The organism is Brevundimonas sp. (assembly GCF_052436175.1).
Lineage (GTDB): Bacteria > Pseudomonadota > Alphaproteobacteria > Caulobacterales > Caulobacteraceae > Brevundimonas.
This window is the reverse complement of the sequence record NZ_JBQVNM010000033.1, coordinates 1-20989: the sequence shown is the minus strand read 5'-3', so window position 1 is coordinate 20989 and position 20989 is coordinate 1. Positions and strand designations below refer to the sequence as shown.

Below are 20989 nucleotides of genomic sequence, written 5' to 3'. Positions count from 1 at the left end.
CTGAAAACCTGCCGGACGCGTTATAAGGCTTCTTCAGTTCCGGCGTCCGTCGCGGCGCTCCCTCGCGTTCATTCGGGGACGATCTCGATGCCCATGACCTCCAAGTCCGCCGTCCGAACTCTGCGCCGGAGCCTGGCGATAGCCGCCGTCGCCTCGGCCGCCCTGCTGGCCAGTTGCGAGACCCCGGTGGAGCCCCCGCCCCCGCCGCCGCCCGTGGTGGTCGCCCCGCCGCCGCCCATCACCCTGAACCAGAGCGTCGCAGACTCTGCGGCCGTCTATGTGAGCTTCATCCGCGAGGTCTCCAGCATCAAGGGCGGCTTCCCCGACGCCGAATCCATCCAGGCCGCCATGCATCGCGGGGCGGCCTACCAGTCGGGACAGGTGTCTCGCGGCCTGATCGCCTATGCCTCGATCCTGGCCCTGCAGTCGCCCGAGTTTGTCGCCGGACTGCGCGGCTATGCGGCCGATCCGGCGGCGCGCCAGCAGGTGATCAACTCGGTCCTGACGGATCCCAACTACGCTGCCGCCCTGCCCGGCGCGGATGCGGCGGCCGGCCTGATCTCCACCACCATCGGCCGCGACGTCGCCATGCTGACGGCCATCGCCGATGCGGTGGAGGGCGACGCCTATACGATCCAGGAGCGCAACGACCCGCGCCGCCGCTGGGCCGTCACTCCCATCCCGAACCGCGAGGTCCGTCTGGAACGGGCCAAGACCCTGTCGAACGGGGCGATGCTGCCGTCGCCGGAGGAATCGGCCCGGCTGTTCGCGGCGGCCCATGCCGGCTCGGGGCTCGGCGTGTCCGGCGCCAAGGCGACGCCGCCCTACACCCCGGTGGTCGCGCGCGCCCTGTCGATCGCCGCCCTGGCCGCCCTGGGCGCTGCGGGCGAGGACCAGCGCGAAAACACCGACATCCTGATCAACGATGCGGGCAACCAGTTCTGCTTCGACCTGTCGAAGCTCAACCTGTTCCAGTGCCTGGCGGCTTCGCGCCCCAGCTATGAAGACATGTTCTGCATCGGCCGCCATATCGTGCGCGACCTCGCCACCTGCGCCGGGACTGCGGTGGGGCCCGCGCCCGTGCAATCCATCGCCGTCACGCCGCCGCCGAACATCACCCCGGGGCCCAGCCCCGTCGCGACCACGGCCTCGCTGAACGGCGGGTAGCCGGGCGATTGTCGACGGGCTGATCGTCGGTTCGGCGCAGGCGCAGACAGGCGGTTGCACACGAGCGGTCTTGCGTGTAATAGCCCGCGCTCTTGAATTCATGGGTTCAGACCCCGCCTGCACGGGCCGAATGTCGGCGCAGGCCTTTTTGTTGTTGAGGCGAGCCAGATGGCCGAGATCATTCTGAACGTGGACGTTCGCGAAAACACCGGCACGGGCGGCGCGCGCGCCGCTCGCCGCTCGGGCGCCGTTCCCGGCATCCTGTACGGCGGCGACAAGGCCCCCGTGGCCATCTCCGTGAACGAGAAGGACTTCAAGAAGTCCCTCTACACCGGCAAGCTGCTGGGCCACCTGGTGACCCTGAAGTACGGCGACGAGAGCCAGCCGGTCATCGCCAAGGACGTGCAGTTCGATCCGGTGTCGGACCGTCCGCTGCACTTCGACCTGATGCGCGTCGATGAGAAGGCTCCGATCAAGATCGAAGTCGCCGTCCACTTCGCCAACGTCGATGAGGCGCCCTACACCCGCGCCGGCGGCTCGCTGGAAATCGTCCGTCACACCGTCGAGATCCTGGTCCGCGCCGACCAGATCCCCGAGGAACTGGTCGTGGACCTGACCGGACGCCAGATCGGCGACACCATCCGCATGTCGGACATCACCCTGCCCAAGGGCGCCTCGGCCACCATCACCGACCGCGACTTCGTGATCGCCACGATCAAGACCTCGTCGGCCGCCCAGTCCGAAGCGGCTGACGAAGCCGCCGCCGAGACCGCGTCGGAAGGCTGATCGCCTCATTAAGTTCTGAGTTCGGCGACGGCCCATTCCCTTGCGGAGTGGGCCGTTTTCGTTTGAGGCCCGGTGCAGGAACGTCGCCATGATCATCATCGCCGGCCTGGGCAATCCGGGCGCGAAATACGAAAAGAACCGCCACAACATAGGCTTCATGGCCGTCGACGAGATCGCACGTCGCTGGCGGTTCGGGCCCGAGCGAGCCAAGTTCCAGTCGGTCATCTCTGAAGGTGAGGTCGAGACGGCCGATGGACCGGTCAAGGTCCTCTTGATCAAGCCCCAGACCTATATGAACGAGAGTGGCCGGGCCGTGGGCGAAGCGGCGCGCTTCTACAAGATCAAGCCGTCGGAGATCATCGTCTTCCACGACGAGATCGACCTGGCGCCGGGCCGGTTCCGCATGAAGACCGGCGGCGGCGCGGCGGGCCAGAACGGGGTGCGGTCCCTCATCAGCCACCTGGGTGCCGACTTCCGCCGCGCCCGCATGGGCATCGGCCACCCCGGCGAGGCGCATCTGGTGATGCCGCATGTGCTGGGCGACTTCCACAAGGCGGAACAGCCCTGGCTGGAGGCCCTGCTGAACGCCTGCGCCGACGCCCTGCCGTTCGCCCTGGCCGGGGACGACGAACGCTATCAGGGCGAGGTCCTGCGCCTGGCCCCGGCGCCGAAGTTCAGTCCGCGTCAGCAGGCGCGGGGCGAATAGGCTCTCGCCGGGGAGGAGACGTCCGCTCCTCAGCGCAAGCATAGTAGCCGTGCCTGCGCCACTCGCACTTTCGACCGCAGCTGTAGTGACCGACAGCGGCAAGCCCCCGGCGGCGCAGATCGGCCTCGGCGGCCGTGAGGCAGAGTTGCAGGCTCTCGAAGGTTCCGACCAGGGCGGGGTTGACCAGTTCGGATGTGGCGTAGGTCCGGGCCATCCAGAGGCCGCCCCGGCTTTCATGCCAGTTATAGGCTGTCGAGGCAGCCACGATGATGCCGAGCCAGATCAGCCAGGGGCGGGCGCGTTTCATCGGGTTGAGGCCAGCTTTCGTCCGGCCGACGGCGGCCTGTGGCCTGCTTGCCGCCCCGGAGTGGCGACGTCACTCCCGTAGAGCCTGTCGGTTCCTGACAGGCGGCCGTCAGCCCGCCGGCACGCCCGACTGGGCGTCATGCTGCGGCGGCGTCGTGATGACCTCGACATTGTCGTTCAGCAGATAGGACAGTTCCGACAAGGCCGTGGCGCGCAGGGCGGGGCTGGTTGCGGCCTCGACGGCGGCGATCTTCTTGGGGATGTCCTCGGAAATGCCGCGCAGGATGCACTTCAGGTCGCCGTCCGTGCCGCGTTCCTTGAGGATCAGGTGGCCCTGCATGTCGGTCTCGGCCAGGGCCTGGGCGCGGGTCTTGAAGTCCAGGAAATCGGCGCCGGTGAAGAAGCCCGGCGCATCGGCCGCGCGCGAGGCATGCCAGCCGTCCACCACGGCCTTGAGGACGCCCGAGCGGTTGACGATGTCGGCGAACAGGGGTTCGGACGCCACCGAGATCGGGGCGTCGGCGACGGCCGGCGGCTGGGCGGCGGCCTCGGCCACGGCGGGATTGCTCAGCATCAGGGCGATGGCCAGGGTGGCGCCGCAGGACATAACGGACCTCTTTCGCGATCACATCGGGCGACAGCACCCGATATTGGATTGAACCGGGATACGCCTGACCCGTAAACGATGCGTTGACCCTGATGGGCCGCATGGGGATGCCGATGACCGCCGACTGGACCGCCTTCGACGCCGCCGCGCGCGATGACGCCAACGCCCGCATCGTCGATCAGTTCGCCGCCGACCCGGATCGACTGGACCGGATGTCGGTCGAGGCGGCGGGCCTCTATCTCGATTTGTCGAAACAGAGCTGGACCCGCACCGGGTTCGAGGCCTGTCTCGACCTGGCCCGTTCGGCCGGGGTCGAGGCGGCGCGCGCGCGGCTGTTCGGCGGCGAGGCCATCAACTCCACCGAGGGCCGGGCCGTGCTGCACCCCGCGCTGAGGGCCGCGACAGGCGCGGCGTTCAAGGCGCTGGGCGAACCCGTCTCGGCCGAGGTCGACGCGGTTCGCACCGACATGGCCGCCTATGCCACGGCCGTGCGGTCAGGCGCCGAGACAGGGGCCACGGGCAAGGCCTTCACCGCCATCGTCCATATCGGCATAGGCGGCTCCGATCTGGGGCCCCGCGTGGTCTGGGACGCCCTGCGCCCGCTGAACCCGTCCATCGACCTGCGCTTCGTCGCCAACATCGACCCGCGCGACATGGCCGAGGCCCTGACCGGGCTCGATCCGGAGACCACCCTCGTCGTGGTCGTGTCCAAGACCTTCACCACCCAGGAGACCCTGGCCAACGCCCGCGCCGCCCAAGCCTGGCTGGCGGATGGCCTGCCGGAGACCGGGCGCGACAGGCATTTCATCGGCGTCACCGCCGCCCCGGAGCGGGCGACCGCCTTCGGCTGCGCCCGCACCTTCGCCTTCCGGGACTGGGTGGGCGGCCGCTATTCCCTGTGGTCTGCGGTCAGCCTGAGCTGCGTCATCGCCCTCGGCCCCGAGGTGTTCGAGGCCCTGCTGGCCGGGGCGGCGGCGATGGACGACCACTTCGTGTCGGCGCCGCTGGAGCGGAACGCCCCGGTCCTGATGGCCCTGGCCCAGATCTGGAACGTCGACGGTCTGGGCCGCCCCGCCCGGACCGTCGCCCCCTACGCCCACGCCCTGCGGCGGTTGCCGGCCTTTCTGCAGCAGCTGGAAATGGAATCGAACGGCAAGCGGGTCCATCGCGACGGCTCGCCCGTCACCCGCCAGACCTGCCCGGTGGTCTTCGGCGAACCCGGCACCAACGGCCAGCACGCCTTTTTCCAGCAGATCCATCAGGGACCGCAGGTCGTCCCCGCCGAGTTCGTGGTGGTCAAGGCGACCCACGGCGAGGCGACGGAAAGCCCACTCTGGGCCAACGCCCTGGCCCAGGCCCAGGCCCTGATGGTCGGCAAGACGACCGATGCGGCCCACGCCGAACTGCTGGCGGCCGGCGAAAGCCCGGGAGAGGCCGACCGGCTGGCCTCGCACAAGACCTTCCCCGGCAACCGGCCGTCCACCACCGTCGTCATGGATCGGCTGACGCCCGAAACCCTCGGCGCCCTTCTGGCCCTTTATGAGCACAAGACCTTCGTCGAGGGCGTCATCTGGGACATCAACTCGTTCGACCAGTGGGGGGTCGAACTGGGCAAGGTCCTGGCCAAGGCCATCCTGGCCGACGTCGCGGCCGGGGCGCCGTCCGCCGGACTGGATCCGTCAACGGCCGGACTGCTGAGGCGGCTCACTGACTGATTTCGTCAGATGACGCCGGCCTCCGCCGGGGCCTAGTGTCCGGGCATGGCGCAGGGATCGAACAGACGGGGTGCAGGCGGACCGACGGCCATGCTGGTCGCTGTGGCCATGGCTCTGAGCCTGCCCCAGGTGGATTGCGCCGCCGCCCAGACGACGGACGGTCCGCCCCCGACCCCCGCCGCGCGGCGCCCCTTCACGCCCACCGATCGCGGCATCGCCGCCTTCGAGCGCGGCGACTGGGTCGAGGCCGAGCGTGAGTTCACCGCCGCCCTGAAGCCCGCTCGCCTCAACGCGAGGACCCAGCGCGACACCCTGCTGATCTCCCTCGAGAACCTGGCCCTGACCCGTGAGCGGCGCGGAAACTATCGGGGCGCCGAGCCCCTGCGCGCCGAGGCCCTGACGATCCGGCGCGAACGGGACGGAGGCGCGCATGTCGACACCCTGACCGCCACGATGAACCTGGCCTATGCGCGCCATGCGGGCCTAGGCGACGCCTCGCTCCTGTTCCTGTCCGTGCTCAGGGCGCGTCAGGCCAAGGGCGACTGGGCGGGGGCTTCCGAGGCGTCCTTGGGCCTGGCCTATGCGCGGGCCAAGGCCGCCCGCTTCCCCGAGGCCGACCATGCCGCCGGCGTGGCGCTCGAGTTCGCCGAGCGGGCGGCGGACCCCGACGTTCGGCGGATCGCCCTTCTGGGCTTCGGCGCCGTCCTGACCGAGGCCGGACGCTACGCCGAGGCCGAGGCCCGCGCGCAGGAAGCCCTGAACGGCCTGCCTTCCGACGCCAGCCCCATCCTGCGGGGCCGTATCCTCGGCGTCATCGGCACGGCCCGCCAGCAACAGGGCCGCTATGCCGAGGCCGCCGAGATCCAGAACGAAGCCATACACACCCTGGAGGGGCAGGACGGCGGAGGACGCATCGAACTGGCGGGGGCGGTAAACGACCTGGCGATCATCCGTGATCACCAGTTGCGTCTTGCGGACGCGGAGTTTCTCTATCGCCGGGCGCTCGCCCTCACGACCGACCCGGTGGAGACGGCCGCCTACACCAGCAATCTGGGTTGGAACCTGCATCAGCAGGATCGGCACGAGGAGGCCGAACGCCTGCTGCGTCAGGCGGCCGAGAGCTATGATCGACTGAAAGGGCGGCTGGACCCGGACGGCGCCTCGGCCTGGACCAATCTGGCGGGCGAACTCCAGTCCCAGGGCCGGGACGCCGAGGCCGTGCCGATCTTTCGCGACGCCCTGGCCCGCTATGAGAAGACCCTGGGACGCAGCCATGCCACGGTCGGCTGGACCCTCAACGCCATGGCGCGCTCGATCGCCGCGACGGGCGGAGAGGCGGAGGCCGAACGCCTGTTCCGCGAGGCCCTGATCCTCAGCGAGGCCCGCCGTCCGCCCGGCCATCCCGAGATCACGCGCCAGAGCGGCGACCTCGCGGACCTGCTGATCCGGACCCGGCGCGCTGAGGAGGCCCTGCCCCTGTTGCGCCGGGTCGGCGCCGACGTCCTGACCCGCACCGGCGCCCAGCCCGAGACCGGCGCCGGCAGCGACGCCCGTCGCGAACTGGATCGCGACCGCAGACTGTTCCGGCTCCAGGTCCAGGCCGCCTGGGCGGCGCACGACGAGCGCCCATCGGCATGAAAAAGGCGGGCGTCCCCTTCGGAACGCCCGCCTCTGTTGTCATGTCTGCCTTGGACTACCAGCGACGCTCGTAGCGATAGTCGCGACGGTCGTCCCGGCGGTCATAACGCCGTTCATAGCGGGGCGGCTGATAGCGGTTGTCATAGCCGTAGCTGTAGCCGTAGTCGCGGCTGTTAATGCCGTGCTCGCGCTCCCAATGGCCCTGGTTTCGGTAGCAACGGCCGCCGCGGTAGTATTCACAGCCCGAGCCACGGTTCGAGGCCGTGGCGCCGAGGGCCGCGCCGGCCAAGGCTCCGCCGGCCACATACGTGCCATCGCCGTTGCCGATCACGGCGCCGGCGATGCCGCCGACCACGGCGCCGAGGATGGCGTTCTGGGCGGTGTTGTCACGGCGGTCGTTGTCACGATAGCGGCTCTGGGCGTCGGCGGGGCTCGCCGCGGCCAGGGTCAGGGCCAGGGCGGGAACCACGGCGCCGATCGCGGCGGTCTTCTTGAAGTTCAACATGGCGGCCTCCTTGGCTGCAGGGCGTCGGCAAAGCGCCGATCAGTGATGTCGGTTCTAACGCCCCACACCTGAACAGGCTGCGAGACCCATGTTCATCAAGCGTTCATTCGCCGCCGCCGCCGGGCTTGCCGTCTGCTCGCCCCGCCCATACGGTCCTTGGCGGGGGAGAGCGCATGACGTCGATATTCGAAGCGGGACGGAGGCGTGGCGCGGCCGCTCTGGCCGGGCTGTCCGTCTGCCTGATGCTGCCGGGGGCGGCGACGGCCCTGACCCAGGCTGCCCCTGAGGCGGCGGCCGCCTCTCCCTCTGCGGACGAGGAGATCGCCGCGACCATCGCCGCTCACGCCGATCCGGCCGAGGCGTCGGATGCGCTGGTGGTCGTGGCCCGGCGACGGTTCTCCGAGGAAGATCTGCCCGGCGCCCGCCGGACGCTGGACGCGGCGGTCGCTCTGGCGGGAGGGGCGCCCGCCCTGGCCCTGGCCCGGGCTTTGGGTGTCCGCTCCCGACTGAATTTCGAGGCGGGCGACTATCCGGCCGCCCATGCCGATGTGGACCAGGCCTTGGCCATCCGTCGCGCCGAGGCCGAGCCGGACCAGGCCGAGATCGCCGCCCTGATCTACGACCGCGCCCGCGCCTTCGACGCCCAGGGAGAGAACGAGCAGGCCGAGGCCGCCGCGCGTGAAAGCTATGACCTGCGGCGCGATCACTTGGGTCAGGTGCACGAGAAGACGGCCGACTCTCTGAACCTCTACGCCAACGCCCTGACGGCCCAGGGCCGACACGCCGAGGCCGATCCCGCCTATCGCCAGGTTCTGGGCATGTATGAGGTTCTCTACGGACCCAAGCATTCTCGGGTGGCCATCGTCTTGTCGAACCTGGGCAACAGTCTCAGACGCACGGGTCGCGGGCGGCAGGCGAACGCCCTCTATCGCCGCGCGGTCGCCATCGCCGAGATTTCCGGCGACAAGGTTCTGCTGGCCCAATGTCTGAACAACTACGGCTGGTATCTGCACACCCAGGGCGACGGCCGGAAGTCCGAGGTCCAGTTCAGGCGCGCCATGCCCCTGGCCCTGCAGATCGTCGGGCCGGAACACGCCTTCGTCGGGGTGCTGCACGCCAATATCGGTTACGCCCTGCTCGATCAGGGCAAGGCCGCCGAGGCCGAACCGGAGTTCGCGCGGGGCCTGAACCTTCTCGAAAAGGGTATGGGAACGGACAGTCCCGATATTGTCGAGACCCTCGGGGGATATGCGGAGACCCTGGCGGCCCTGCAGCGGGCGGACGAGGCGGAAGCTCTGTTTCGCCGTGTACGGACGATCACCGACGCCCGGCTGGCCCCCGCCCATCCGGTGGGGCTGGGCGGGGCCGACGCCTACGCCGCCTTCCTTCTGGATCGGGATCGGCCGGCCGACGCCCTGGACCAGTTGCGCGCCTCGCTGGGTCCGTTGACCGCGCGCTCGGGGGGCGGCCGCGACTGGCGCACGGCCGTGAGGGGCGCCGGGCCGATGTTCGAGCGCCGCGTCGAGGCCAGCTGGCGACTGGCGACACTCGAACAGGCCGCCACGGTCAGCGTGCCGGATAGATCATCGACGCCTTGAGGCTGACGGCGCCCGCAGCGGGTGCGGTGAAGTCAACCTGATCGAACCGGGGCGCGGCGCGCAGGGTTTCGGCGTTCAGCATGGTCCAGCCCTCGGCGGGCATGACGCCGTTCATCTTCATCTGGCCGTCGCCGTCTGCGTCGTGCAGCACCGACAGCGAGTAGTCGCCGGGCGCCACGTCGCGGAAGACCACGGTGCGCGTCCCGGCGGCCGGGTCGGCGATGATCTCGCCATAGGCGCCCTCCTGTTTCAGGAACTGGTCGCGGGTCTGCAGGCCCACCAGCAGACGGCCCCCGCGCGCCTGAACCCCTTCCAGGGTCAGGGTGACGTCGGCGGCGAGGGCAGGGGCGGCGACCGTAGTCAGAGCGGCGGCGGCAAGGACGGCGAGGGGCGAAAGGCGGTAGCGGTTCATCGGAGGTCTCCAGGTCAGGCAGCAAGATCGCTGTGTGCAATGTTCTTTGCATATTAAAGTACATTGCGTCAACCGTCGATGCGCCGCGGCTTGGCTCGCGACCGCCGTCGTTGAAAATTCACAGGATCAGGAGGGGCCCCACCGCTTGACGCTGTCGCCCCCGGTCCCTACTTGCACGGCGCGTTAGCACTCGCAGGTGTCGGCTGCCAAAAGCCGATCCCGAGGGCGAGCGAGGAAACTTTTGAAGTCCCAAACGGAGAATACACAGATGGCGTTTCGTCCTCTCGGCGACCGCGTGCTGGTCAAGCGCGTGGAAGAAGAATCCAAGACCAAGGGCGGGATCATCATCCCCGACACCGCCAAGGAAAAGCCGCAGGAAGGCGAAGTCGTCTCCGTCGGCCCCGGCGCGCGTGACGATAGCGGCAAGGTTAACGCCCTGGAACTGAAGGCCGGAGACCGTATTCTGTTCGGAAAATGGTCTGGAACTGAAGTCAAGATCGACGGCGAAGACCTCATAATTATGAAAGAGTCGGATGTGCTGGGCGTGCTTTCCTAAGCAACCGCGCCGAATACTCTAATCCAGAAAACTTATAGATAAGGAGCAGCCGCACATGGCCGCCAAGATCGTTCATTTCAACACCGACGCGCGTGACAAGATGCTGCGCGGCGTCAACGTGCTCGCCAACGCCGTCAAGGTGACGCTGGGGCCCAAGGGCCGCAACGTCGTGATCCAGAAGTCTTTCGGCGCGCCGCGCTCGACCAAGGACGGCGTTTCGGTCGCCAAGGAAATCGAGCTGGAAGACGCCTTCGAGAACATGGGCGCCCAGATGATCCGCGAAGTCGCTTCGAAGACGAACGACAAGGCGGGCGACGGCACCACCACCGCCACCGTCCTGGCCCAGGCCATCGTTCAGGAAGGCCTGAAGGCCGTGGCCGCCGGCATGAACCCGATGGACCTGAAGCGCGGCATCGACAAGGCCGTCGGCCTGGTCCTGCAGGAGATCAAGGACAAGTCCAAGCCGGTCTCGAACAACTCCGAAATCGCCCAGGTCGGCACGATCTCGGCCAACGGCGACAGTGAAATCGGCGAGCTGATCGCCCAGGCCATGGCCAAGGTCGGCAACGAAGGCGTCATCACGGTCGAAGAGGCCAAGACCGCCGACACCACCGTCGACGTCGTCGAAGGCATGCAGTTCGACCGCGGCTACCTGTCGCCCTACTTCATCACCAACGCCGACAAGATGGAGGTTCAACTCGAAGAGCCGCTCATCCTGCTGTTCGAGAAGAAGCTGACCTCGCTGCAGCCCATGCTGCCGATCCTGGAAGCCGTGGTCCAGTCGGGCCGTCCGCTGCTGATCATCGCCGAGGACATCGAGGGCGAGGCCCTGGCCACGCTCGTCGTCAACAAGCTGCGCGGCGGCCTGCGCGTCGCCGCCGTCAAGGCGCCGGGCTTCGGCGACCGCCGCAAGGCCATGCTGGAGGACATCGCCGTCCTGACCGGCGGCCAGGTGATCTCGGAAGACCTGGGCATCAAGCTGGAAACCGTCACCCTGGACATGCTGGGCAAGGCCAAGAAGGTCTCCATCACCAAGGAAGACACCACCATCGTCGAAGGCGTGGGTGAAAAGGCCGACATCGAAGGCCGCGTCGCCCAGATCAAGCGCCAGATCGAGGACACCACCTCGGACTACGACAAGGAGAAGCTGCAGGAACGTCTGGCCAAGCTGGCCGGCGGCGTCGCGGTCCTCCGCGTCGGCGGCTCGACCGAGGTCGAGGTCAAGGAGAAGAAGGACCGCGTCGACGACGCCCTGAACGCCACGCGCGCCGCGGCTGACGAAGGCATCGTGCCCGGCGGCGGCATCGCCCTCTTGAAGGCCTCCAAGATCCTGGCCGAGGTCAAGGGCGACAACGCCGACCAGAACGCCGGCATCGCCATCATCCGCCGCGCCCTGCAGGCTCCGATCCGTCAGATCTCGGAAAACGCCGGGGTCGAAGGCTCGATCGTGGTCGGCAAGGTGCTGGAGAACGGCGACGCCGCCTTCGGCTTCAACGCCCAGACCGAAGAGTACGGCGACCTGGTCAAGATGGGCGTCATCGACCCCGCCAAGGTGGTCCGCACCGCCCTGCAGGACGCCGCCTCCGTGGCCGGCATCCTGATCACGACCGAAGCCGCCGTCGCCGACGCGCCCAAGAAGGCCTCGGCCGGCGCCCCCGACATGGGCGGCGGCATGGGCGGCATGGGCGGCATGGAATTCTAAGCGGAAGGGCGGGCGTCAGCCCGCCCGGACGCCCCGGCGCAGGCCGGGGTCCACGGCTCAGTCACTGGCTGAAATGAAGAGGGCGGGCCCGGAAACGGGCCCGCCCTTTTTCTTGACTAGCGCTTAAATAACCGAACTTTTTTGATTATAAATTTTGAGCTAAACAAACTTCAAAATCACATTTGCAGCCAGATCTGTTATCATATCATCGGCTTGATGCTGAGTAATCGACACGGATGATGGATGAGCGCCCATGTTACGCCGCCTAAGTTTTTCTTCGAGGATTTGGGTAGTATTTTTGTCGAATAGCTTCGCTACGCGGGCAACTTCAATGAATTCGGATTCTTTAAGTTCGTCAATGTCATCACGCTTGACCACAACGAGGGTCTTCTTCGGATATTTCGTCAAAAGGGCCGCATTGAACGCTTGAATGCGAGCCGGATCGACGAGCACCCATCGGACGAGATGATCATACGTGAGGTTCCACATCATCGTGACGGCCGCACGAAAAGCTCGAATCCTGTAACAACTGAGCGCTTCGGCGAGGAATTCTCTTTCTGTCAGGTCAGGGATTTTCGCTGGTAGATCCGACAACGCCTTCGTCACGGCAACCACGGTCGGGTCTCCACCAAATCGTGTATCCAAAGTTCGCTTAAGTGCGCCGGAGAGCCGATAGCCCCCTTTATCCTTGATTAGCTGTGGTGGTTTCTTCCCAGCCAATCGAGGAAGGTAGACACTCATATCCGGCGGTTCGAGACCCACGTCTTTGAAGCACTGCTTCATGTACAGGCCATCGAACACTGCACGCTGCTGTCGAGCCTCGATGAACCAAGCGAGGACTATAAGCTGTTCAACAGCGGACTTCCGATAGAACCCTGGAATGGTACCCGCGAAGTCGTGAATTTCGCTCACTCACCCCTGCCCAGCTTGTTAACTCGACCGATGCCCAGATGGTTGATTACGTACTCGCCCCTCGCCGGGCTGGACATGAGCTTGTCCTTCTTCAGCGATCGCAGCGGCCACCCAAAGTCTTCGATCGCGACGGACCAACCGAGGGACCGATACGCTGTATAGACGTGTGCAGTGGTGATTGAGGACGTGTCGCGATGTTCTTTGAACCAAGCGGCAATAACCAAATATCTTTCGGGCTCGCCCGTGGCGGGGTGTGCGTCGGCAAACGTCTGGAGCGAGACGTCGGACATAAGGTCCAATTCTAGAACATCCGGGGTCGTTGGTTTGCGAGGTTTCGACACGCGCGCGGGCTTCTGAGGCGCAGGAGCGTCGGCTGATTGATCAATATCTATGATATCGGCGTCAAACGTTTCCGCCGCGGCTTCGTTTGAAAGAGCTGAAGTTGTGGACTGTGCCGAGAAGCGCTGCTGTATGATCGTGGTAGGTTTGAGCGCGTTATGTATCGCGGCGGTTATTTGGCTGAGGTCCCCTTCAGGAATCTCTGCATCAATCATTATGAAGCGAATGCGCGAACTTCCAGATTTCGAAGATGGCTGCTTTGCCATACCGGCTCCATGATACCGCTCAGGTTGCGAACATTAATAGAACATCACAGGGAAAACAACTCGCGTCGACTTACCCCCAAGGAGGCGGCGACCTATCAGCCGCCGACATGAACGGTGACATCGTAGCCTAACGATCTGAGCGCCTTGCTCGTGCGCCCGTTTCGGGGCGGGTATCGATCAGGAAGAGCCCAGCCGACGATCTCGCCCAAGCTGCTCACGCCGAGCATCTCGGTTTTCCAAGTCGGATCATCAAGCGCATCCCAAAGGCGATGAGGTACGTCGTCGACGTGACCACCATGGAGGATGTGATGAAGGACTTCTTTGACCGGAGTCCCCCTCTGAGCCGATGATCGCCAAATGGTTTTGCCCATCGCATCCAGTTTTTCGGGGATGCTGTACGCTCGGTTGGATGGGAGATCGACCTTCGCGTTAGGAACCCGGCGGGCATACTCAACTGACGCATGGACCCCGCTGAGCATCTCTATGAACGCGCCCTCGTCCATGCGGCGTAAGCCGTCTTCCGACAAAAATGCTCGCAATGTCGGCGCTCTCACGTTGAGCATGTGCGCTTCCGGGCTGTCTTCGGGCCAACTCGACCACCACGTCGCGGCATCTGACAGGGCTTTGTCAGGCCTGGCGCGGTTTTCTTCGAAATGACGTTCATAATCAGCTCGCCGGCCATCGAACGTTCGCTGGTAATAATGCGCGTGGAGGAATTGATCGGCTTGAGCGCCCTTGGGCGCGGATGGAGATATCCATGACGGGCGATGGGAATCTTGAGCCACCTGCTCGGCAATGTCTCGGAGGGTTTGCAACGTAGAGAGCCACTCTTTGAGGAAGGCATCTCGCGCCCTTGTCCGTGCGTCTTTGCCCGAGATTTGAGTCAGACCCTCCCACGGCTCGACTAGGTTAGTTTTGAGGAAATCTTGATCCGCATCCCGGTCGCGCTCCCAGCGTCGTTGCAGCTCTCGTTCTCGGGCTCGCAGGCGCGCCATTAGCTCCTCAGTCAAAGGCGAAGCGACAGCATCGATCTGCGCGAAGAGCCTAATCAGCTCTTGGTCTTGGCCGGATGATTCGAGCTCGTCTTCGGTGAAGAAGACGCCGGCCTCGACGTTATTGTGCCAAGCCGATTGGGTAAAATTCGCCGATCCAACGTAGGCACCGTAACCGCGCCACCAAATTACCTTGGGGTGAAAACATCGAACGAGCTTGCAGGTGTAAAGCGGTGATCGGCGCGCCAGAAACCGTTCAAGAACGGGTAGGGCTACGGGAATGTCTTCGTCGAAACGACCCCAAAACCGGAGAGGAATCTTGTTCGCCCAGCACCAATTCAGGAGCAGATCATCGGTGGTGGCATAGGCTACTGCAGCGTCAACGCTTTCTGTCTGGGCCTCTGCTCGTTGGACAATATCCCTCAGGTAGACGCCGTTGATACCGTTCAACACCAACTTCATCCGATGACAGCCTCAGCATTTCACAACCTTAACGTCATCCCAGCAACTATGGGGCACCGTCAAGCTTTGGAGATACTGCGCCGTGATGAACGGCCTTGCGCGGGTTAACGGACACGGATTTGCGTTCATTGCAGTCCCGCGCCCGCTCTGACACGAAATCCGCCGACGGCAATCTCCCCCGGCGGTGAACCGCCAACACGGCCAATCTGATGGGTATCGGGCGGCTTTCAGCGCAATGACCGCACCTCGACCTTCGCCTTTTCAGGGGCTTGCGGGAAAATGAGGGGCGCGAGCGCGCCTTGGCCTGCGGGTCGCTGATAATGGGGGGATGGGAAACACATCACAGACGAGCGGGCGTCTCAGGCGCTCTGTGGTCGCCTCTCACCGGAGCGAGGATCCGGGGCCGGAGGGACAGAAGCGACATCGGACCGGGTATTTCGTGGCCGGGGAACGGGTTTGGAAACGGATCGAGATCGAGTTCTCGGCCGGGGCGACGGCGGAATGGCTGTCGGTCAAATACGGGCCGGCGGTGCGGACCATCGGCGCGCGGGCCAAGGCCGGGGGCTGGCGCAAGAGGGACGTCGCCCTGAAGGCGGATGCGGCCTGGGATCAGGTGGAGGACGAAGGGCGGCTGGCGGAGGAGACGCGGGCGGCTGTGCGGGAGGCGTCGGACAGGACTGCGGCGGGGCGGGCGGCGGTCAAGGCGGCGATCCGGGAGGCGGGAGAGGGGGACCTGGCGGAGGTCGATCTGGGGCGGGCCGTACTGGCGGCCCGGGCCAGGGCGGTGGCGGCGATGGAGGCCGGGGAGCCGCGTCTGGCGCAGGAGTTCCTGAAGCTGGCGCGGATGCTGGAGGGAGAAGACGGGGAGGAGGGTGGCGGGGCGCGCTCGCCGCAGGATGCGGCGGCGCTGGCGTTTGTGCTGGAGCGGCTGGGGGAGGGGGAGGAATGACGGTGGATGGGTGGCCTTGCCGCCCCAACCCGGTCTCGCTGCGCTCGACCACCCTCCCCATGAAGGGGAGGGAGAGGGTCGCGCGTGCGGCGTGGCGGATGGCGGCGCATGGGGCGCAGAGGGCTCCGCGGGGGGATTGGAATACCTGGCTGTTTCTGGGCGGGCGCGGGGCGGGGAAGACGCGGGCCGGGGCGGAGTGGGTGTGGGAGGTCGCCGAGGAACTGGGCGCCGGCGGTCGGATCGCCCTGGTCGGGGCGACGCTGCATGACGCGCGGGCGGTGATGGTGGAGGGGCCGAGCGGGGTGATGAACCTGCCGTTCCGGTCGGGGCTGAGGTTCGAGCCGTCGTTGCGGCGGGTGGTGTTTCCGGGCGGGGCGGTGGGGATGCTGTTCTCGGCCGAGGAGCCGGAGCGGTTGCGGGGGCCGCAGTTTCATGCGGCCTGGGGGGATGAGCTGTGTGCGTGGGGGCGGGGGAGGGAGGTGCTGGCGATGTTGAGGTTGGGGTTGAGGTTGAGGGCGCCCTTGGCGGAGATGTCGCCTCGCCCCCTCCGTCACGGCGCGAAAGAGCGCCGCGCCACCTCCCCATCGCTGCGCGACGGGGAGGACACTTGGACGCCAAGGCTTCTTCTTACGTCCACGCCCAAATCCACGCGGGTGTTGCGGGATCTGCTGGCGGAGCCGGGGCTGGTGCGGACGGATGCGCCGACGGGGGCGAATGCGGCGAATCTGGCGCCCGGGTTTCTGGCGGCGATGCAGGCCCTGTACGGGGGGACGCGGCGGGCGGCGCAGGAGCTGGAGGGGCGGGTGCTGGAGGCCGAGGGGGCGCTGTTCCGGGCCGAGGACATCGAGCGGGCGAGACTTCTTGGTGGGGGCTACCGCCCTTCGGGCTACTTGAGCCCCGAGATGGAGGCTGCGCTGGCCGATCCGTTCCCTGGGCCCTGCGCGCGGGTGGTCGTGGCGGTCGATCCGCCGGCCGGGACCCTGTCGGGAAGGCCCCGGGATGCGTGCGGGATCGTGGTTGCGGGAGTTTGCGGCGAGGGGATGGGGCGGCGCGCCCTGGTGATTGACGACCGCACCGTGCGGGGCCTGTCGCCCGAGGGCTGGGCCGCGCGGGTGAAGGCGACGGCGGAGGCGCACGGGGCGTCTCTGGTCGTGGTCGAGGCCAACCAGGGCGGGGCCATGGCCGAGGCGGTGCTGAGGGCCTCGGGGCTGGAGACGCCGGTGAAGCGGGTCCACGCCGTGCTGGGCAAGGCGGCGCGGGCCGAGCCGGTCGCGGCCCTGTACGAACAGGGGCGGGTGGCCCACGCGGGCGGGCTGGCGGCGCTGGAGGAGGAGTTGCTGGGGCTGGGGAGCGAGGACGGCGGGTTCGCCAGTCCCGACCGGGCCGACGCCCTGGTCTGGGCGATCAGCGAACTGATGCTGGGACGCGGGGCGGGGGCGCGGATCCGGGCCCTGTAGGGCGCCGTCCTTATGCGCCGCTTATGCGATCGGCGGCGCTTCGCATGGCGCCCTTATCCGGATCGGGCGTCTGATCCGGCCCTGTCGAAAACAGGGGATGCGGCATGGCCGATCTGATTTTTCTGGCGACCGGCGGCGGGGCGTTTTTGCTCTTCGCCGCGCTCGCCGCTGCGTTGAAGCGGGTGTGACGATGGGGATCGCCATGCTCTGGGGCGCCGGCGCGGTCGTCGTCGTCGTCTATATGGTCGCGGCCCTGCTGCGGCCCGAGCGGTTCTAGGAGAGCCGCGTCATGACCCTTCAGGGATGGGCGGAAATCGCCCTCACGCTCGGTCTGGCCTGCCTGCTGGGCTGGCCGATCGGGATCTATATGTCGCGCGTCTGGAACGGCGAGCGGACCTGGCTCGACCCGGTGCTGAAGCCGGTGGAGGGCGTCTTCTATCGCGCCGCCGGGGTGGACGCGACGCGCAGCCAGGGCTGGCTGGGCTATGCCTGGGCGCTGCTGGCGTTCAACGCGGCGGGGTTTTTGCTGCTGTTCGCGATCCTGAGGCTGCAGGGCGTGCTGCCGCTGAACCCGCAGGGGTTCGGCGGCCTGTCGCCGCATCTGGCCTTCAACACGGCGGTCAGCTTCGTCACCAACACCAACTGGCAGAGCTATGGCGGCGAGACGACGATGTCGACGCTGAGCCAGATGCTGGGCCTGACGACCCAGAACTTCGTCTCGGCCGCGACCGGGGCGACCATCGCCGCGGCCCTGGCGCGGGCCTTCGTGGCCGATCGTGGCCAGGGCGTCGGCAACTTCTGGGCCGACCTGACGCGGACGACGCTCTATGTGCTGCTGCCCGCCTCGATCCTGCTGGCCCTGGTGCTGGCGGGGCTGGGGGTGGTGCAGTCGCTGCAGTCGTCGGTGGTCGCCACGACGGTGGAGGGCGGTCAGCAGACGATCAGCCTGTTCCCGACCGCCAGCCAGCTGGCCATCAAGCAGCTGGGCATCAACGGCGGGGGGATCTTCAACGTCAACTCGGCCCATCCGCTGGAGAACCCGAGCCCCCTGACCAACCTGATCACCGCCGTGTCGATCAACCTCATGGGCTGGGCCGCCTTCTTCGCCTTCGGGCGGACGGTGCTGGCGAAGCGGGAAGTGCGGGCGCTCGCGGTGGCGGCCCTGATCCTGCTCGGGACGCTGACGGCGGCGATGTACGTGGCCGAGACCCAGCCGGCGCCGGCCCTGGTCGCGGCGGGCATCGAGCAGCCGCTGAACCTGGAGGGCAAGGAGGTCCGCTTCGGTGTGCCGTCGTCCGTCGCCTGGGCGGGGCCGACGACCGGGGCGTCGAACGGCTCGGTCAACTCCATGCACGCCAGCTACATGCCCCTGTCGGGCGGCATCCAGATGTTCCTGATGCAGCTGGGCGAGATCCTGCCGGGCGGGGTCGGATCGGGCATCGCGGTCATGGTGCTGATGGCCGTGCTGGCGGTGTTCGTGGCCGGTCTGATGGTCGGGCGCACGCCGGAATATCTCGGCAAGAAGATCGAGGCGCGCGAGATCCAGTACGCCATGATCGCCGTGCTGGTCCTGCCCCTGGCCATTCTCGGCTTCGCGGCGACGGCGGCGGTGCTGCCGACCGCGCTGGAGGGGCTGCTGAACGACGGGCCGCATGGGCTGTCGGAGATCCTCTACGGCTACACCTCCGCCGCCGCCAACAATGGTTCCGCCTTCGCAGGCCTAACGGCGAACGGGCCCTGGTGGGCGACCACGCAAGGCATCGCCATGCTGCTGGGCCGCTTTGTCCCGGCCATCGCGGTCCTGGCCGTCGCCGGGAGCCTGGTGGTCAAGCCCAGGCTGGCCCCGTCCGCAGGGACCCTGCCGACCCACGGGCCGCTGTTCATCGGCCTGCTGATCGGCGTGATCCTCATCCTGGGGGGGCTCCAGTTCTTCCCCGCCCTCGCGCTCGGCCCGATCGTGGAGCATTTCGACATGCTCCAGGTCGTGGCCCGCTTCTGACCCGAACGGACCCCACGACATGACAGACATGTCCCTCCAAGCCCCGCGCTCGCCGATCGCCGGCGGGCTGTCGGGGGCCATGCTGGGCCGGGCGCTCGGCGACGCCGTCGTCAAGCTGAACCCGGTCAAGCTGATCATGAACCCGGTGATCTTCACCACCTGGATCGTGGCCCTGCTGGCCACGGTCTCGGCGGCGGCGGCCATCGGCAGCGGCCAGTCGGCGGGCTTCGCCGTTCAGATCGCCCTGTGGCTCTGGGCCACGGTCCTGTTCGCCAACGTCGCCGAGAGCGTCGCCGAGGGGCGGGGCAAGGCGGCGGCGGACAGTCTTCGCGCCACCCGCGTGACGACCAAGGCCAAGCTGATCGTCGATCCGGCGACCGGTACGGTCGTTCCGACCCCGGCGCACCAGCTTGAGATCGGCTCGATCATCCTGGTGGAGGCCGGCGACGTCATCGCCTCGGACGGCGAGATCATCGAGGGCGTGGCCTCGGTCAACGAGGCCGCCATCACCGGCGAGAGCGCGCCGGTGATCCGCGAATCCGGCGGCGACCGCTCGGCCGTGACCGGGGGCACCACCGTGGTCTCGGACTGGATCAAGGTGCGCATCACCTCGGCCCCCGGCTCGACCTTCCTCGACCGCATGATCGCCATGGTGGAGGGGTCGAATCGTCGCAAGACCCCGAACGAACTGGCGCTGTCGGTCCTGCTGGCGGGCCTGACCCTAGTGTTCCTCATCGCGGTCGTCACCCTGCTGGGCCTGGGCGCCTATTCGGGCGTGAGGCTGGACCCCGTGGTTCTCGGCGCCCTGTTCATCACCCTGATCCCCACCACTATCGGGGGGCTGCTGTCCGCCGTCGGCATCGCCGGGATGGACCGGTTGCTGAAGGTCAATGTGCTGGCCACCTCCGGGCGGGCGGTGGAGGCGGCAGGCGACGTCGACACCCTGCTGCTGGACAAGACCGGCACCATCACCTTCGGCAACCGCATGGCGACCGAGGTGATCTCGGTCCCCGGCGTCCGTCCGGAGGCCGCCCTGCGCGCCGCCGTCACCGCCTCTCTGGCCGACGAGACGCCCGAGGGCCGCTCGATCGTGGAACTGGGCAAACAGGCCGGGATCGTCGTTGAACAGCCGGCGGGCTCCAGGGCCATCCCCTTCAGCGCCGTCACCCGTCAGTCGGGCCTGGAGGCGGGCGCGAATGTCTGGCGCAAGGGCTCGATCGACGCCGTGCTGAAGTCTCTGGACCTGACCGAGGCCCAGGCTCCGGCCGAGTTCCGCCAGGCCGTGGACCGCATCGCCCGCTCGGGCGGCACGCCTCTGGCGGTCACCGAAAACGGCGTCCTGATCGGGGTCATCCACCTGAAGGACGTGGTCAAGCCGGGCGTCAAGGAACGCTTCGCCGACCTGCGCCGGATGGGTCTGCGCACCGTCATGATCACCGGGGACAATCCGGTCACCGCGGCGGCCATCGCCAGCGAAGCCGGGGTCGACGACTACCTCGCCGAGGCCACGCCCGAGGACAAGATGCGCCTCATCAAGGCCGAACAGGCCAAGGGGCGGCTGGTCGCCATGTGCGGCGACGGGGCCAACGACGCGCCCGCGCTCGCCCAGGCCGACGTCGGCGTGGCCATGCAGACGGGGGCCCAGGCCGCGCGCGAGGCCGGGAACATGGTCGATCTGGACTCTGACCCGACCAAGGTCATCGAGATCGTGGAGGTAGGAAAGCAACTGCTGATCACCCGGGGCGCGCTGACGACCTTCTCGATCGCCAACGATGTGGCCAAGTATTTCGCCATCATCCCGGCGATGTTCGTGGTCGCCCTGCCGACGCTCGGCGCGCTCAACATCATGGGTCTGCACAGCCCGGAGAGCGCCATACTGTCGGCGGTGATCTTCAACGCCCTGGTTATCGTGGCG

The 20989-nt window shown here is 67.3% G+C and carries 20 protein-coding genes; 13 read left to right on the top strand and 7 right to left on the bottom strand.

Features of this window, described 5'->3' with window-relative positions; translation table 11 throughout:
- Positions 1 to 93: 93 nt before the first annotated feature.
- From ACT6QK_RS09120 to pth, 3 genes are all read left to right on the top strand, one after another.
- Positions 94 to 1167, top strand: a complete 1074-nt coding sequence (locus tag ACT6QK_RS09120) for a hypothetical protein (RefSeq protein WP_444597513.1) — start codon at positions 94 to 96, stop codon at positions 1165 to 1167.
- A gap of 168 nt (positions 1168 to 1335) precedes the next feature.
- The gene (locus tag ACT6QK_RS09115; protein ID WP_444597512.1) at positions 1336 to 1953 is read left to right on the top strand and encodes a 50S ribosomal protein L25/general stress protein Ctc; all 618 of its coding nucleotides are present in this window, start codon (positions 1336 to 1338) and stop codon (positions 1951 to 1953) included.
- An 88-nt stretch (positions 1954 to 2041) separates the two neighbouring features.
- On the top strand, positions 2042 to 2659 hold the full coding sequence (pth, locus tag ACT6QK_RS09110; RefSeq protein WP_444597511.1) for an aminoacyl-tRNA hydrolase: 618 nt from the start codon (positions 2042 to 2044) through the stop codon (positions 2657 to 2659).
- On the opposite strand, the gene ACT6QK_RS09105 is transcribed toward pth, so the two are convergent.
- Both ACT6QK_RS09105 and ACT6QK_RS09100 read right to left on the bottom strand, forming a co-directional pair.
- Positions 2628 to 2966: a hypothetical protein gene (locus ACT6QK_RS09105; protein ID WP_444597510.1), complete on the bottom strand. Its 339-nt coding sequence runs from the start codon at positions 2964 to 2966 to the stop codon at positions 2628 to 2630. The two genes, pth and ACT6QK_RS09105, sit on opposite strands and share 32 nt — an antisense overlap.
- A 108-nt stretch (positions 2967 to 3074) precedes the next feature.
- On the bottom strand, positions 3075 to 3572 hold the full coding sequence (locus ACT6QK_RS09100; protein ID WP_444597509.1) for a hypothetical protein: 498 nt from the start codon (positions 3570 to 3572) through the stop codon (positions 3075 to 3077).
- Between the two features lie 107 nt (positions 3573 to 3679).
- On the opposite strand from ACT6QK_RS09100, the gene pgi reads away from it, so the two are divergent.
- Together pgi and ACT6QK_RS09090 are read left to right on the top strand one after the other, a co-directional pair.
- Positions 3680 to 5287, top strand: a complete 1608-nt coding sequence (gene pgi, locus ACT6QK_RS09095; protein ID WP_444597524.1) for a glucose-6-phosphate isomerase — start codon at positions 3680 to 3682, stop codon at positions 5285 to 5287.
- A gap of 90 nt (positions 5288 to 5377) precedes the next feature.
- The gene (locus ACT6QK_RS09090) at positions 5378 to 6925 is read left to right on the top strand and encodes a tetratricopeptide repeat protein (RefSeq protein WP_444597508.1); all 1548 of its coding nucleotides are present in this window, start codon (positions 5378 to 5380) and stop codon (positions 6923 to 6925) included.
- A gap of 55 nt (positions 6926 to 6980) precedes the next feature.
- On the opposite strand, the gene ACT6QK_RS09085 is transcribed toward ACT6QK_RS09090, so the two are convergent.
- Positions 6981 to 7430, bottom strand: a complete 450-nt coding sequence (locus ACT6QK_RS09085; protein ID WP_444597507.1) for a hypothetical protein — start codon at positions 7428 to 7430, stop codon at positions 6981 to 6983.
- A 173-nt stretch (positions 7431 to 7603) separates the two neighbouring features.
- Between ACT6QK_RS09085 and ACT6QK_RS09080 the strand changes: the two genes are divergently transcribed.
- The gene (locus ACT6QK_RS09080; RefSeq protein WP_444597506.1) at positions 7604 to 9028 is read left to right on the top strand and encodes a tetratricopeptide repeat protein; all 1425 of its coding nucleotides are present in this window, start codon (positions 7604 to 7606) and stop codon (positions 9026 to 9028) included.
- Here ACT6QK_RS09080 and ACT6QK_RS09075 read toward each other — a convergent pair.
- A complete protein-coding gene (locus tag ACT6QK_RS09075; protein WP_444597505.1) occupies positions 8997 to 9440 on the bottom strand; it encodes a DUF2141 domain-containing protein in 444 nt (147 codons plus the stop codon). The two genes, ACT6QK_RS09080 and ACT6QK_RS09075, sit on opposite strands and share 32 nt — an antisense overlap.
- A 268-nt stretch (positions 9441 to 9708) precedes the next feature.
- Here ACT6QK_RS09075 and groES point away from each other — a divergent pair, with 268 nt between their 5' ends.
- Together groES and groL are read left to right on the top strand one after the other, a co-directional pair.
- On the top strand, positions 9709 to 9996 hold the full coding sequence (gene groES / locus ACT6QK_RS09070; RefSeq protein ID WP_123288102.1) for a co-chaperone GroES: 288 nt from the start codon (positions 9709 to 9711) through the stop codon (positions 9994 to 9996).
- Positions 9997 to 10051: 55 nt separating this feature from the next.
- The gene (gene groL, locus ACT6QK_RS09065) at positions 10052 to 11698 is read left to right on the top strand and encodes a chaperonin GroEL (protein WP_444597504.1); all 1647 of its coding nucleotides are present in this window, start codon (positions 10052 to 10054) and stop codon (positions 11696 to 11698) included.
- A 159-nt stretch (positions 11699 to 11857) separates the two neighbouring features.
- Here groL and ACT6QK_RS09060 read toward each other — a convergent pair whose 3' ends face one another.
- The 3 genes from ACT6QK_RS09060 to ACT6QK_RS09050 all read right to left on the bottom strand — a co-directional run bounded on the left by ACT6QK_RS09060 (position 11858) and on the right by ACT6QK_RS09050 (position 14657).
- Complete coding sequence (locus ACT6QK_RS09060) at positions 11858 to 12610, bottom strand: hypothetical protein (RefSeq protein WP_444597503.1); 753 nt, start codon at positions 12608 to 12610, stop codon at positions 11858 to 11860.
- Positions 12607 to 13215, bottom strand: coding sequence for a hypothetical protein (locus ACT6QK_RS09055; protein ID WP_444597502.1), 609 nt, complete (start codon positions 13213 to 13215; stop codon positions 12607 to 12609). Before ACT6QK_RS09055 ends, ACT6QK_RS09060 begins: the two co-directional genes overlap by 4 nt.
- A 95-nt stretch (positions 13216 to 13310) precedes the next feature.
- Entirely contained in the window at positions 13311 to 14657 is a 1347-nt protein-coding gene (locus ACT6QK_RS09050; protein ID WP_444597501.1) for a phospholipase D family protein, read from the bottom strand.
- Between the two features lie 451 nt (positions 14658 to 15108).
- On the opposite strand from ACT6QK_RS09050, the gene ACT6QK_RS09045 reads away from it, so the two are divergent.
- From ACT6QK_RS09045 to kdpB, 5 genes are all read left to right on the top strand, one after another.
- On the top strand, positions 15109 to 15618 hold the full coding sequence (locus tag ACT6QK_RS09045; protein WP_444597500.1) for a hypothetical protein: 510 nt from the start codon (positions 15109 to 15111) through the stop codon (positions 15616 to 15618).
- Positions 15615 to 17075, top strand: coding sequence for a terminase large subunit domain-containing protein (locus ACT6QK_RS09040; RefSeq protein ID WP_444597499.1), 1461 nt, complete (start codon positions 15615 to 15617; stop codon positions 17073 to 17075). The genes ACT6QK_RS09045 and ACT6QK_RS09040 overlap by 4 nt, the downstream gene beginning before the upstream one ends.
- Before the next feature lie 190 nt (positions 17076 to 17265).
- Positions 17266 to 17352 (top strand): potassium-transporting ATPase subunit F, encoded by an 87-nt coding sequence (locus tag ACT6QK_RS09035; RefSeq protein ID WP_444597523.1) that lies wholly within the window; start codon positions 17266 to 17268, stop codon positions 17350 to 17352.
- Between the two features lie 12 nt (positions 17353 to 17364).
- Positions 17365 to 19074, top strand: a complete 1710-nt coding sequence (gene kdpA / locus ACT6QK_RS09030) for a potassium-transporting ATPase subunit KdpA (protein ID WP_444597498.1) — start codon at positions 17365 to 17367, stop codon at positions 19072 to 19074.
- Between the two features lie 28 nt (positions 19075 to 19102).
- A partial coding sequence (kdpB, locus tag ACT6QK_RS09025; protein ID WP_444597497.1) for a potassium-transporting ATPase subunit KdpB occupies positions 19103 to 20989 on the top strand: 1887 nt, incomplete at its 3' end.

Excerpts from the sequence above, each read along its gene's own strand:
- ACT6QK_RS09075 (WP_444597505.1), bottom strand. The coding sequence starts at position 9,440 with ATGAACCGCTACCGCCTTTCGCCCCTCGCCGTCCTTGCCGCCGCCGCT.
- ACT6QK_RS09090 (WP_444597508.1), top strand. The coding sequence starts at position 5,378 with ATGCTGGTCGCTGTGGCCATGGCTCTGAGCCTGCCCCAGGTGGATTGC.
- ACT6QK_RS09035 (WP_444597523.1), top strand. The coding sequence starts at position 17,266 with ATGGGGATCGCCATGCTCTGGGGCGCCGGCGCGGTCGTCGTCGTCGTC.
- kdpA (WP_444597498.1), top strand. The coding sequence starts at position 17,365 with ATGACCCTTCAGGGATGGGCGGAAATCGCCCTCACGCTCGGTCTGGCC.
- ACT6QK_RS09115 (WP_444597512.1), top strand. The coding sequence starts at position 1,336 with ATGGCCGAGATCATTCTGAACGTGGACGTTCGCGAAAACACCGGCACG.
- groES (WP_123288102.1), top strand. The coding sequence starts at position 9,709 with ATGGCGTTTCGTCCTCTCGGCGACCGCGTGCTGGTCAAGCGCGTGGAA.
- ACT6QK_RS09100 (WP_444597509.1), bottom strand. The coding sequence starts at position 3,572 with ATGTCCTGCGGCGCCACCCTGGCCATCGCCCTGATGCTGAGCAATCCC.
- ACT6QK_RS09120 (WP_444597513.1), top strand. The coding sequence starts at position 94 with ATGACCTCCAAGTCCGCCGTCCGAACTCTGCGCCGGAGCCTGGCGATA.
- ACT6QK_RS09105 (WP_444597510.1), bottom strand. The coding sequence starts at position 2,966 with ATGAAACGCGCCCGCCCCTGGCTGATCTGGCTCGGCATCATCGTGGCT.
- ACT6QK_RS09085 (WP_444597507.1), bottom strand. The coding sequence starts at position 7,430 with ATGTTGAACTTCAAGAAGACCGCCGCGATCGGCGCCGTGGTTCCCGCC.
- pgi (WP_444597524.1), top strand. The coding sequence starts at position 3,680 with ATGCCGATGACCGCCGACTGGACCGCCTTCGACGCCGCCGCGCGCGAT.
- pth (WP_444597511.1), top strand. The coding sequence starts at position 2,042 with ATGATCATCATCGCCGGCCTGGGCAATCCGGGCGCGAAATACGAAAAG.
- ACT6QK_RS09080 (WP_444597506.1), top strand. The coding sequence starts at position 7,604 with ATGACGTCGATATTCGAAGCGGGACGGAGGCGTGGCGCGGCCGCTCTG.
- ACT6QK_RS09055 (WP_444597502.1), bottom strand. The coding sequence starts at position 13,215 with ATGGCAAAGCAGCCATCTTCGAAATCTGGAAGTTCGCGCATTCGCTTC.
- ACT6QK_RS09040 (WP_444597499.1), top strand. The coding sequence starts at position 15,615 with ATGACGGTGGATGGGTGGCCTTGCCGCCCCAACCCGGTCTCGCTGCGC.
- groL (WP_444597504.1), top strand. The coding sequence starts at position 10,052 with ATGGCCGCCAAGATCGTTCATTTCAACACCGACGCGCGTGACAAGATG.